12 protein-coding genes are annotated in these 12,524 nt (G+C 71.6%); 9 read left to right on the top strand and 3 right to left on the bottom strand.

All coding sequences use genetic code 11. The annotated features are described in order from the left end of the window. A partial coding sequence (locus VGL20_20705; GenBank protein ID HEY2706110.1) for an FAD-binding oxidoreductase occupies positions 1-669 on the top strand: 669 nt, incomplete at its 5' end. A gap of 58 nt (positions 670-727) precedes the next feature. Next, positions 728-1,828, top strand: a complete 1,101-nt coding sequence (locus VGL20_20700) for an NAD(P)-dependent alcohol dehydrogenase (GenBank protein ID HEY2706109.1) — start codon at positions 728-730, stop codon at positions 1,826-1,828. A gap of 63 nt (positions 1,829-1,891) precedes the next feature. Here the strand turns inward: VGL20_20700 and VGL20_20695 are convergent, their stop codons facing one another. After that, on the bottom strand, positions 1,892-3,370 hold the full coding sequence (locus VGL20_20695) for an aldehyde dehydrogenase family protein (protein ID HEY2706108.1): 1,479 nt from the start codon (positions 3,368-3,370) through the stop codon (positions 1,892-1,894). 229 nt (positions 3,371-3,599) lie between these two features. Between VGL20_20695 and VGL20_20690 the strand changes: the two genes are divergently transcribed. The 7 genes from VGL20_20690 (at position 3,600) to VGL20_20660 (ending at position 11,782) form a co-directional block, all read left to right on the top strand. Then, positions 3,600-5,243: a hypothetical protein gene (locus VGL20_20690; GenBank protein HEY2706107.1), complete on the top strand. Its 1,644-nt coding sequence runs from the start codon at positions 3,600-3,602 to the stop codon at positions 5,241-5,243. 61 nt (positions 5,244-5,304) lie between these two features. After that, positions 5,305-5,745 (top strand): hypothetical protein, encoded by a 441-nt coding sequence (locus VGL20_20685; protein HEY2706106.1) that lies wholly within the window; start codon positions 5,305-5,307, stop codon positions 5,743-5,745. Positions 5,746-5,833: 88 nt separating this feature from the next. After that, complete coding sequence (locus tag VGL20_20680) at positions 5,834-6,460, top strand: MEDS domain-containing protein (GenBank protein HEY2706105.1); 627 nt, start codon at positions 5,834-5,836, stop codon at positions 6,458-6,460. Continuing rightward, positions 6,457-8,214, top strand: coding sequence for a helix-turn-helix domain-containing protein (locus VGL20_20675; GenBank protein HEY2706104.1), 1,758 nt, complete (start codon positions 6,457-6,459; stop codon positions 8,212-8,214). The genes VGL20_20680 and VGL20_20675 overlap by 4 nt, the downstream gene beginning before the upstream one ends. A 68-nt stretch (positions 8,215-8,282) precedes the next feature. Next, positions 8,283-9,383, top strand: a complete 1,101-nt coding sequence (locus VGL20_20670) for a zinc-binding dehydrogenase (protein HEY2706103.1) — start codon at positions 8,283-8,285, stop codon at positions 9,381-9,383. Continuing rightward, positions 9,380-10,603: a CoA transferase gene (locus VGL20_20665; protein ID HEY2706102.1), complete on the top strand. Its 1,224-nt coding sequence runs from the start codon at positions 9,380-9,382 to the stop codon at positions 10,601-10,603. Before VGL20_20670 ends, VGL20_20665 begins: the two co-directional genes overlap by 4 nt. Positions 10,604-10,612: 9 nt before the next feature. Then, positions 10,613-11,782, top strand: coding sequence for a hypothetical protein (locus VGL20_20660; GenBank protein HEY2706101.1), 1,170 nt, complete (start codon positions 10,613-10,615; stop codon positions 11,780-11,782). A gap of 19 nt (positions 11,783-11,801) precedes the next feature. Here VGL20_20660 and VGL20_20655 read toward each other — a convergent pair whose 3' ends face one another. Then, on the bottom strand, positions 11,802-12,293 hold the full coding sequence (locus VGL20_20655; GenBank protein HEY2706100.1) for a DUF5134 domain-containing protein: 492 nt from the start codon (positions 12,291-12,293) through the stop codon (positions 11,802-11,804). A gap of 90 nt (positions 12,294-12,383) precedes the next feature. Then, on the bottom strand, positions 12,384-12,524 hold a 141-nt coding region (locus VGL20_20650; GenBank protein HEY2706099.1), incomplete at its 5' end, for a DUF664 domain-containing protein.

Genomic DNA, 12,524 nt, shown 5'->3' with positions numbered 1-12,524 from the left:
CTGCGGCTGGTGGACCCGCCCGAGATGGCGTTCTCCGCCGGCCAGTTCGTCAACGTCGAGGTCCCGGGGACGCCGGAGGTCCGCGCCTTCTCGATGATGAACCCGCCGTCGCGCAGCGGTGTCGTGCAGCTGCTGGTGCGGCTGCTGCCCGGCGGCCTGTTCTCCGGATACCTCGAGCGCGAGGCGAGGATCGGCGACCGCGTGACCCTCCACGGGCCGCTCGGCATGTTCCGGGTCCGGCTCTCCCACCGCCCCATGGTGATGGTCGCCGGTGGGTCGGGGCTCGCCCCCATCCTCTCGATGATCGCCGACCAGGCGGAGCGGGGTGCGGAGCGCGCGGTGATCCTGTACCACGGTGCGCGCACCCGCCAGGACCTGTGCTTCCTCGACCGCGTGACCGCGCTCGGCCGCCGCCTGCCCGGCTTCCGGTTCGTGCCGGTGCTGTCGCACGAGCCCGAGGACAGCGCGTGGGAGGGGGCGCGGGGCTTCGTGCACGACCTGCTCGTCGCCACCGCGCCGGATCTGCGCGAGCACGACGCCTACCTCTGCGGACCTCCCGCGATGATCGAGGCCACCATCCCGGTGCTGGTCGCGCGGGGGATCCGCGAGAGGAACGTGTACTTCGACGCCTTTGTGCCGTCGGGGACGCAGGTCGCGGTGCCGATCTAGACGTTGACGCTCGGGAGAGCGTGTCAGCACGGTTCCAGGGAATGCGGGAGGATGGTCGATGGTCGACGTCATGGCCGCCGTCGTCACGGCGAAGGGCGAGCCATTCCACATCGAGCAGGCACAGCTCGACGAGCCACGCGAGGACGAGGTCCTCGTCCGCATCGTGGCCACGGGGGTCTGCCACACGGACATGATCTGCCGCGACCAGTGGTACCCGGTGCCGCTGCCCGCGGTGTTCGGCCACGAGGGCGCGGGCATCGTCGAGCGCGTCGGCGCCCGGGTGCGCAAGGTCAGCCCCGGCGACCACGTGGTCATCACCTTCGTCTCCTGCGGCACCTGCAAGGCGTGCCTGCAGGGAGCGCCGACCTACTGCGCCACCCTCTACGACCTCAACTTCAGCGGCTTCCGCTCGGACGGCTCGTCCGGGATGCACACGGCCAACGGGCCGATCCACGGGCATTTCTTCGGCCAGTCCTCGTTCGCCACCCACGCCCTCGCCTATGAGCGCAACGTCGTCAAGGTGCCCGACGACGCGCCGCTCGAGCTGCTCGGTCCGCTGGGCTGCGGCATCCAGACCGGCGCCGGCGCGGTGCTCAACGGGCTCCACCCCAGGGCGGGGACGAGCATCGCGGTCTTCGGCGTGGGCTCGGTGGGGATGAGCTCGCTGATGGCCGCCAGGGTGGCCGGCTGCACCACCATCATCGCGGTGGACCTCAAGCCCGGCCGTCTCGCGCTCGCTCGCGACCTGGGCGCGACCCACACCATCGACCCGACCGCGGCCGACAGCGTCGAGGCGATCCGTGACCTCACCGGCGGCGGGGTCGACTTCTCGCTCGAGACCACCGCCTCGCCGAAGGTCTTCCGTGCGGCCGTCGACTGCCTCGCGCTTCGCGGGGTCTGCGGGCTGATCGGCGCCGCGGCGCTCGGGACCGAGGTCACGCTCGACATGAACACCGTCCTGTTCGGTCGCACCGTGCGCGGGGTGATCGAGGGCGACAGCGTTCCGGACATCTTCATCCCGCAGCTCGTCGAGCTCCACCGGCAGGGTCGCTTCCCCCTGGACCGCCTGGTGACCGAGTTCCCGCTCTCGGAGATCAACGAGGCCGCGGAGGCGTCGCTCAGCGGTGCGGCGCTGAAGCCGGTGCTGCGGGTCGCCTGAGGAGCTTCAGGAGGGGAGGGGGAGGGGGAGCCGGATTCCCGGCTCCCCTCTCCGCGGGCAGGGCTACCGAGGGCTCACGTGCACCGCGATGGTCTTGACCTGGGTGTACTCGCGCACCGCCTCGAGGCCCTTCTCGCGGCCGAAGCCGGAGTGCCGGGTTCCGCCGAAGGGGAGCGTGACGTTGCCGGCGGCGCCGTAGGAGTTCACGTACGCCTGGCCGACGCGGAGGTTGCGGGCGAGGCCGAGGGCCCGGTCGACGTTCGCCGACCACACCGACGCCACCAGCCCGAACGGGGAGTCCTCGGCGATGCGCAGCGCCTCGGCGTCGTCGGCGGCGCGGAGGACGCAGAGGACCGGGCCGAAGATCTCCTCGCGGGCCACGCGCATCGCCGGAGCCACGCCGGTGACGAGGGCGGGGGCCACGAAATGACCGGCCTCGTACCCGCGCAGCCGGGGGTCGTCGCCGCCGCCGCTCAGCAGGACCCCGCCCTCGCCCTCGGCGATCCCGAGGTAGTCGAGGACGCGCCTGCGCTGCACCGCGCTGATCAGCGGTCCCATGTCCGGGTCGGCGAGCCCGTGGCCGATGGAGATCCGCGAGAACGCGTGCTCCAGCCGGGCGACGAGCTCGTCGTGGATGGCCGCCTGGGCGATGATGCGGGACCCGGCCGAGCAGGTCTGGCCGGCGTTCTGGACGATCGCCCGGGTCAGCACCTCGGCGGCCCGGTCCAGGTCGGCGTCGTCGAGGACGATGCTCGCCGACTTGCCCCCCAGCTCGAGGGTCACGGGTTTGACGTTCCGCGCGGCGGCACCCATCACCAGGCGTCCGGTGGCCAGCCCGCCGGTGAAGGAGAGGTGGTCGATGCCGTCGCTCGCGGAGAGAAACGCACCCGCCAGCTCGCCGTCACCCGGCACCACGTTGAGAACGCCCGCGGGGAGCCCGGCCTCCAGGGCCAGGACGCCGAGGGCGACGGCGCTCAGCGGTGCCTCCTCGGCAGGCTTCACCACGCACGTGTTTCCCGCCATCAGGCTGGGGGCGATCGTGCGAGAGCCGATCTGGATCGGGTAGTTCCAGGGGATGATGTGGCCGGTCACGCCGACCGGCTCGCGGAAGGTCATCCCGAAGTCGTCCTCGCCGAGCGGGATGGTCTCGCCGTACAGCTTGTCGGCGTACCCGCCGTAGAACTCGAAGTACTGGGCGGCGACCTCGACGTCGGCACGGGCCTGGGCGAGGGGTTTGCCGGTGTCGACGGACTCGACCCGGCTCAGGTCGCCGGCGCAGTCCCGGATTCGCCGCGCGAGCTCGAGGAGGAGGGCTCCACGGCGGCCGGGCGCGAGCCGTGCCCACCCCCGCTGCGCGCGGCGCGCGGCGTCGATCGCGCGCTGCACGTCGGCGGCGGCTGCCGCGGCCACCTCGGCGATGACCTCGCCGGTCGCCGGATCGCGGTCGAGGATGGTCCCGCCACCCGCCGAGCCGGCCGACGTCTCCCCGTCGATCACGAGGCCGGCGTAGCGGTCCAGGCGCAATGGAAGCGGTGCGGTCATGCTCGCGTCTCCTCCCGTGTGAGCCGTCTCCCATCCAGCCCATGTCTGCGGGTGGCCCCACCGTAGCGGTGGACGGAGTGCGGAGGCTCGCCCCCGGGGGTCGAATTCGTCGCCCCGGTTGGCTCTCTCCGACCGTGGTCAAGCGGGAGGCGGCGGACAAGACTTGCCACAACCGGATCGCGTCCTCCCGCCGCCGCGGGGTGCCGGCAACCCACAGCTGGAGACACACATGGCGACCACAGAGTCCCCGCCAACCACGGCGTGCTTCGGCCTCGCCGATGGTGCTGTCACCTCGCCGGCCCCCACTCGATCGTCGGCGACGATCATCTCCGGCCAGCCGGTCCTCACCGAGGAGGCGATGGGCTGGCTGGCCTACCTTCACCGCAAGGTCGGCTTCGGGGGGACGTGGTTCAAGGACGACGTGGTGCACCCGTCGTGGGACAACCTCACCGGTGCCCCGATCGGCGTCTACCACCGCTACGACCTCTCCTACGCGACCATGGCGATCGGGCTGATGGCGGACCAGACGCCGGCGTGGCGCGAGGAGTACAGCAGGATCCTCGGCTACGTCGCCGACCGGATGCTGGAGTACTGGTCGCACTGGGACTGGGCCGAGAACTCGGGCCCCGACCCCAACCGGGCGAACTACCCCGAGGAGGCCCGGGTGCTGATCCCCGAGGGCCAGTGGGGCAAGTACGACATCCCCGGCTGGGCGGCGAACGGCGTGGAGCCCTTTCCCTACGATCCCGACCCGGTTCGCGGCAACGGCAGCTGCAACCTGATGTACAAGGGCTACCTCAACCTGATCCTCAGCTTCTACAACTACGTCTCCGGGGACCCCCGCTTCGACAGCACCTTCAAGGTGGTCTACGACACGAGCACCCACTTCGACTACGACCATCGCGGTCTGAACGAGCTGATCGTCCAGCAGTGGCTGAAGAACCCCTCAGGGCTCGCCTGCGAGGTCACCAAGAGCTACCCCTGGTGCAACAACCTCACCGGACTCAGCATCAAGCTCTTCGACGCGATGCACGGAACCGACTTCCACTGGTCGTACGGTTCCTGGAAGCGGTACATGCGCGAGCACTTCATGGGCGTCCCGGCGTCCGGTCCCATCGAGTGGTTCTCCCTCTACTATGACGCCCACCTCGACGTGAACATGAGGGGTGAGGAGCACCAGTTCGCCTACAACTGGTTCGCCAACGCCTTCCTCGGCTACCCCCAGGACCGCGAGCTGTTCACCCGGCTGTACGAGGGCGCAAAGAAGCGGTTCCTCGTGTCCCAGAAGGACGGCACCGCGTTCATGGCGGGCGCCCCGGGGATGGAGGTCGACTACCCGTACGCGACCATCACCGCGCTGACCATGGCTCGGGAGCTGGGTGACGACGAGACCTACTCGGCGCTGCGTCGCTGGGCGCTCAACACCTACGAGCCGACCGTCGACCAGGAGCAGGGCGAGTTCTACATGCGTCTCGGTCTCAACGAGCCGTGGCCCCGGGGGCAGCTCAACGACTGGATCATGCCCGCCTTCACCATCACCGAGCCGGGTGCCTGGCACCGCCTCTTCAACTCCCCGAAGCTCAGCAAGTTCCGCGAGCCCACCCTCGAGGGTGTCGACTACCCGACGCTCCGTCCCCGCCAGGCGATCTGGGACGCCGGTGAGCGGGCCCTCCACGCCTCCTTCTCGGCGATCGACCGCACCGCCGAGGGCCGGCCGACCAGCTTCCGCATCACCAACCTGCTGCCCGGCGCCACCTACCGTGTGACCATCGACGGGGTGGCGCAGGGGGACCGGCAGCCGGCCGGGGACCGGATCGACATCACCACCACGGTCGGGAACCACACGCTGACCGTCCAGCAGATTCCCGCCTGACCACCCGACGAGGCCGCCACCCGACCGGCGGGTGGCGGCCTCTTCATTCACGAGGCCAGTCATGTACATGCCGTCGCCGTACGAATCCCTGGTTCGGGGGTTCTTCGAGGCGGTCTCGGGCGACCGCCTCATCGACATGGCGCCGCGGCTGTGCGCGCGCCAGGTCACGCTCCACGTCAGCGGCGCGAGCCCCCTCGCCGGCGACTACCGGGGCATCGACGCGGTGACCGGTGGGTACTTCGACTGCTCGCGCCGGGGCGCGCCGGGCGGCCTCCACTACGAGGTGTCGCTGGTGCGCGTCGACGGCGGCGTCGCCCGCGCGCTGACCCGCCTCCACGCGGTGAGGCGGCAGCACGTCCTCGACGTCGAGCAGATGGGGACCTTCCGGCTGGGAGGGGGGAAGATCCAGGAGATCTGGCTCGAGCCCGAGGACCAGGGGGAGTTCGACGCCTTTTTCGCGCGACATGTCGACATGGGCGGTGGCCACGCCCGCGCGACCTGACTACTATCACCTCGTGCCGGGAGACCGGCGGGGCGGAGGGCAGGCAATGAGCATCCCCAGTTCTGAGGTCCGGGTCGGCGGCCCTGCGATGCTGAGCAAGCTGACCGAGCTGGGCATCGGCGGCATCGTCCTGGCTCCTGGCGACCACATCTGTGCCTTCTACCACGGGGCCGCGGGCCGCGACGAGCTGCTCATCCCCTACGTGGCCGAGGGGTTGCGCACCGGCGAGAAGTGCCTGTGCTTCGTGGATGTCGCCGACCGGGAGCAGATGCTGGAGCACCTCCGTCCCCACGTCGCCGAGCTCGACACCTGCGTCACCAGCGAGCAGCTCCACGTCTTCGACTTCCAGCACACCTATCTGCGCGATGGACGGTTCTCCCAGGAGGAGATGTTCCACTTCCTCGAGCAGCATGTCGGCGCCGCCGTGCGCGACGAGGGCTTCCCCCTCGCCCGGGCGGCGGGGGAGATGACCTGGGCTCTCGAGACCTGCCCGGGGGTGGAGCAGCTCTGCGCCTACGAGGCGAAGATCAACCTCTTCGCACCGCTGTACCCGCAGATCCTTCTCTGCCTCTACGACCTCGAGCGCTTCACCGGTGACGTCATCGTCGACGTCCTCAAGACCCACCCCAAGGTCCTGATCGGGAACATGGTGATCGAGAATCCCTTCTACGTCGCTCCGGACGAGTTCCTCGCCCGCTACCGGACGGGAGGGTGAGCCCGCTCTCAGCCCCACGGCCGGCGGCGGATGCGCTCGACCAGCTGTCGAGCCTGCACGCCGTGCTCGTGCTCTCGATGCTGATGAACGAGACCGGCGACGAGGAGCAGATCCTCCACATGGCGGCGACGGCCGTGCCCTCGCTGGCCCGCTGCCGCCTCGAGGGGACGTACTCCGCGGCCCACGGATGGCGCGACACGACCGCCCTGCTGGGATCGGCGAGCGTGCGCGGCGACATCGTGCGCCAGCTGGAGCGGGTCGGCGGCGGCGGTGGCGGCGGCGAGCTCAGCCTGCGCGGCCGACCATGGGCCGCGGCCATGCCGATCCGCAGCCGCACCGGCGTGCTCGGCCATCTCATCCTCTCGGGGTGCGGCCCGGTGTCGAACGAGGAGCGGTTCCTGCTCAGCGCCCTGACCCAGCAGTGCGGCGTCGCGCTCGCCAACACCGGCCTGATCGCCCGCGAGCGCGCCCTCCTGGCCCACGCGGCCGCGAGCAACGCCGCCCTCGCACGCACCGTGAACCGGCTCGAGCGGAGCATGGTCGTCCACGACACCCTGACCCGGGTCGCGGCGTCGAGCGAGGGGCTGGAGGGGATCGCCCGCGCCCTGCGCGAGGTCACCGGGTTCGCGGTGGCGATCGAGGACCGGTACGGCAACCTGCGGGTGTGGGACGGCCCCGGTCAGCCCAGTCCCTACCCGAAGGACCCTCCCGAGCGGCGTGAGCGGCTGCTCCGCCAGCTCGCCGCCGAGGCACGGCCGGTCCGCGACCGCGACCGCCTGGTGACCGTCGCCAGCCCGCGCCAGGACGTCCTCGCCGTGCTCGCCCTCTGCCACGTCCCCGAGGTCGTCGACGACATCGTCTCGGTCGCCCTGGAGCACGGGACCACGGTCCTGGCGATGAAGCTCGCCCAGATGCGGGCGATCGCCGAGGTGGAGCTCCGGGTTCGCCGCGACCTGGGGGAGGAGCTGCTGGCCGGGACCGACGAGGCGGGCGCGCTCTCCCGTGCCAACGCCCTGGGCTACGACCTCGAGCGTCCGCACCGGGTCGTGCTCGTCGAGGGCCACACCAAGAACCACGACGCCGACGCCTTCCTCCATGCCGTCCGGCGGCGCGCGAAGGAGCTCGACGTGGGCACCCTGGTGCTGACCAAGGGCGGCACGGTGGTGATCCTCGCATGCGCGAAACCGCGATGGGAGGACCTGCGCCGCACGCTGCTGCCCGACCTGGGCGGTGGCCGGTGCGCGATCTCGGTCGGCGGCGCGTGCGAGCACTGGCGGGAGATCCCTCGGTCCTACCGGGAGGCTCTCCTGGTGCTGTCGCTGCAGCGCTCCACCCACTTCGCCAAGCCGGTGACGGCCTTCGACGACCTCGGCTTCTACCGGGTGCTGTCGTCGGTGGGCGACTTCTCGGAGCTGGAGCGGTTCATGCGCTCCATGCTGGGCCGCCTGCTCGACTACGACACCCTCCGCTCCTCCGAGCTGGTGAAGACGCTGGCGCGCTTCCTGGACTGCGGTGGGAACTACGACGTCACCACCAAGGCCCTCTTCATCGGGCGCAGCACGCTGAAGTACCGGCTGCAGCGCATCCGCGACCTCTCGGGCCACGACCTCAACGACCCCGATACCCGTCTCAACCTCCACCTCGCAACCCGCGCATGGCAGACCCTGGCGGCGCTCAGCGCTGCGGACGCGATCGTCAACTCGGTGCCCGCCGGTCCCGGCGAGAACGCGGAGCCTCCGGCCCCTCCAGAGTGAACATCGGGCCGAGCTTGGCCCTGCGGTGGCCTGGGGAGCTCGCCGCGGGGGGGGCTACGGTTGGTGCCATGAGCCGCGGCACCACCACCGTCCTGGCCGGGATCGAGCAGACCCGGATGGAGGAGTACGAGCTCCCCAGGCCCGCCTCCGGGGACGTCCTGATGGAGATGATCCGGGCCAACATCTGCGGCTCCGAGCTCCACATCTGGCGAGGCCTGCACCCCCAGGTCGGGATCGGAGGGGTGCTGGGGCACGAGGGTCTGGGACGGGTGGTGGCCCTCGGTGAGGGGGTCACCCACGACTTCGCCGGCGAGCCACTCCGCGAGGGCGACCGTGCCGTGGCCACCTACTACCAGGTCTGCCGGCGCTGTCCCGAGTGCCAGAACGGCGACTGGAACCTCTGCCGAAACGCCTACGAGCACTGGCGCAAGCCGGCCGTCACGTTCCCGCACTTCCACGGGACCTTCGGGACCCACTACTACGTTCACCGCGACCAGTACCTCTACCGGGTGCCCGACGCCGTCTCCGACCGGTCGGCTGCCAGCGCCAACTGCGCCCTCAGCCAGATGGTGTACTCGGTGCACGTCTCCGGGCTGCGGCCGGGGGAGACGGTGCTGCTGCTCGGCGCCGGTGGGCTCGGCCTCTGCGGCGCCGCGGCCGCCTCGGCGACGGACGCGCGGGTGCTGGTCGCCGACGTGAACCCCCGCCGTCTCGAGATCGCCCGCGACTTCGGCGCCGATGCCACCCTCGACCTCTCCGAGCTGGCCGGCATCGCCGACCGGGCCGACGCCGTCCGTGCCCGATGCGGGGGGCGGCTCCCCGATGTGGTCATCGACGTCACCGGCACCCCGAGCGCGTTCTGGGACGGTGCCCGGCTGACCCGTGCGGGCGGACGCTTCGTGAGCGTCGGCAACATCTCGCCGGGGAAGACCTGCGAGTTCGATCCCGGGCTGTTCACCCGCTCCGGGGTCACCATCGTGGCCGCGATCCGGTACCACCCGTTCTTCCTCGGCCGCGCCCTGGAGTTCGTGGCCACCCACCCACAGTTCCCGTGGGAGAGCCTGCTCGACGCCGACTACCCCCTGAGCAGCGTGGACCTGGCGCTTCGGCACTCCGCCGACCGGGTGGTGACCCGCGCCAGCCTGGTGGCCGCGGGGGGAGGCGGATGAGGCCGCTCGCCGACGTGCGCATCGTCGCCGTCGAGCAGTACGGCGCAGGCCCGTACGGCAGCGTGCACCTGGCGGACCTGGGGGCGGAGGTGATCAAGGTCGAGGACCCCGGCACCGGGGGCGACGTCGGCCGGTACGTGCCGCCGTACCAGGAGGGGGAGGACAGCCTCTTCTTCGAGACCTTCAACCGCAACAAGCGGAGCCTGAGCCTCGACATCTCGACCGCAGCGGGGCGCGGTGTGTTCGAGGACCTGGTGCGCCAGAGCGACGCGGTGTACTCCAATCTGCGCGGGGACATCCCCGACCGGCTGCGCATCCGCCACGCCCACCTGAAGCACCTCAACCCGCGGATCGTGTGCTGCTCGCTGAGCGGATTCGGCATGGACGGCCCGCGCCGCGCCGAGCCGGGGTACGACTACCTGGTCCAGGGTCTGGCGGGATGGATGAGCCTCACCGGCGAGCCGGGCGGGCCGCCCACCAAGTCCGGGCTCTCGTTGGTGGACTTCTCCAGCGGGCTGGCCGCGGCCCTGGCGCTGATGGCGGGGATCCACGCGGCCCGCCGGGACGGCACCGGCATGGACTGCGACGTCAGCCTCTTCGAGGTGGCGCTGAGCATGCTCAGCTATCCCGCCACCTGGTACCTGACCACCGGCCACCGGGCCGAGCGCACCGCTCTCTCCGCGCATCCGTCGATCGTGCCCTTCCAGAACTTCCGCACCGGCGACGGGTGGATCGTGGTGGTGTGTGCCAAGGAGAAGTTCTGGAAGCGGCTCACCGAGGCCCTGGGGCGCCCCCAGCTCGCCACCGACGCGCGGTTCGCCGACTTCGGCGCCCGCCTCGCCCACCGGGGCGAGCTGCTCGCCATCCTCGAGCCGCTGTTCGGGGGCGAGACCACCGCCGACCTGCTCGACCGGCTCGCCGACGCGGGGGTGCCCTGTGCGCCCGTCAACGACCTCGAGCAGGCGTTCGCCGACCCCCAGGCGCTGGCGCGCGGGGTGGTCGTCGAGACCGCGCACCCACGCTTCGGCACCGTGCGCCAGGTCGCCAGCCCACTGCGCGTCGGCGCCCCGCAGGGCAGCACCCACCGCCGCGCACCGGCGCGCCACGAGGACTCGGCGCACGTCTTCGGGCTGCTCGGCTATGACCCGGCACGGGTGCTCGAGCTCGGCGAGAACGGAGCCTTCGGCCCGGCGGCCTGCGCGGTCGACGGCCCTCACTGAGGCGGCGCGATGTCCAGGAGTCGCAGCTGGAAGGTCCGCGAGCCGAGACGGACGGCGCCGGTGGCCGCGGTTCTCGCGCAGCCGGCTGCACCCGCTGCGCCGGCGCGGCGGAGGACGTCGCTGCTCCGCCACCCGACCATCGGCTGGCTCGCCGCGACCGGGGTTGCCACCCTCGCCGGCCTGGGGGTGGTGCTGGGACTGGTCCGCCTCGGCGACGCCGTTCCCGACGACCCGGGGCCACCCGCGGTGGCGCCGGCACCGGCGTATCGCGCCGTGTACCGGGTCGACGACACCGCCGGGGCCGCGCCCCTGGTCCAGACCGATGTGATCTCGGTGCGGCGCCCCGGGCAGGTCCGGGTCGAGCACCGCGACGGCGCTCCCCCCGGTGGCGCGGTGGTCTCCGGCAGTGTCGTGAACCGGACCGAACGGGTCACCCTCCCCGAGGGGTTCAAGGCCTTCGCCACACCGCTGACGCTGGCGCTCGAGCCCCAGGTCTTCTCCCGGCCCGCGCTCAGCGCCGCGGTCGCGGCGGGCGTGGCGGAGGAACGTGGTGGACGCTCCGTGCTCGGGCAGCGGTGCACCACCTACCTCTACCGTCACTCAGGGAGCGAGGCGCTCCGGCCGGGCGACGCCCAGGAGCACGTCGAGAGCTGCGTCACCCCCGACGGCATCATGCTCCGCGAGGCGGTCAGCGTCGCCGGGCGGCAGGTCCGCGTCGCCGAGGCGACCGCGGTGGACCGCGCACCACGGTTCGGTCCCGACGAGTTCGCCACCCCCGGTGAGATCGCCGCGACGGTGAGCGCCACGGAGCGGGTGACCGAGGGCCGGCCCTCCGGGGCCGCGCTCCACGCCACCGCCCCCGCCGGCCTCCGCCGTGACCGCCAGCTCACCGACGCCCGCCAGGAGGGGGACGCTCCCCTGATGCCGTTCTACCTCGACAGCTTCACGGGCGGCGGCGAGTTCGCCGTGGTGCAGCAGCTCATGCTCCGGCAGACGGCGATCAGCCCATGGTCGGCCGACGGCGGCTCCCGGGTCGCGCTGGGTGACGGCAGGTCCGGCGATGTCCTGTACCACACCGGCTTCGTCGAGGTGCAGACGACGGTGGGCGGCTTCCCCGTGCGTGTGCTGGCCTCGCGCCTGGAGCTGGCCCTCCGCATGGCGGGAACGCTCCGCGCCTGACCGGGGGCGACGAGAGCAGTCACCCTTGGAGGTGATGGTGGTGCATGCCCGCGCTCGCGGCGACGTCCATCACCGCGAACATGTAGACCATCGCGCCGGCCATCAGGATGCGCGTTCCCTGGCTGACCGTCTCCCACCACCGGGAGGCCGAGCCCTGCGACGCACTCCGGGCGAGAAGGTAGCCGTCCACGAGCACGCTCACCATGAAGTAGGCGATCAGGATCGTGGTGATCACCAGCACCGACAGCGAGGGCATGGCGAGCATGTACACCATGGCGGCGTTGCACATCGCGTGGTGCAGCGGCGCCGGCATCCCCGAGCGCGGCCCGAGCCTCCGGCCCCGCACCATGGATACGACGAAGAACGCGCACCCGGCCGCGTAGGCCGCCTGCCACAGCCCGCGGGTCAGGGCGCCGCCGTGGACGGGCGCGAGCATGGATGCCATCCCCGCCGCCATCAGGGCGTGGGATGCGAACCCACAGACGCCCGAGGGTTCGTCGCGGTGGGCCATCATCGGAACGGTCGCCTCCAGCGTCAGACGCGTGGCACCACGCTACGGCCGGAGAACGGCACCCTCATGGACCTGGGAGGGCGGAAAGTGCTACTCCCCGGTGGCCCCGTCCACCGACTCCCGGAGGAGGTCGGCATGGCCGTTGTGCCGCGCGTACTCCTCGATCATGTGGACCAGGACCCAGCGCAGGCTGGGTGCCTCACCGCTCGGCCAGGTGCGCCGGGTCAGCCG

Source organism: Candidatus Dormiibacterota bacterium, assembly GCA_036495095.1.
GTDB lineage: Bacteria > Chloroflexota > Dormibacteria > Aeolococcales > Aeolococcaceae > CF-96.
This window is presented reverse-complemented; position numbering and strand designations above follow the sequence as displayed.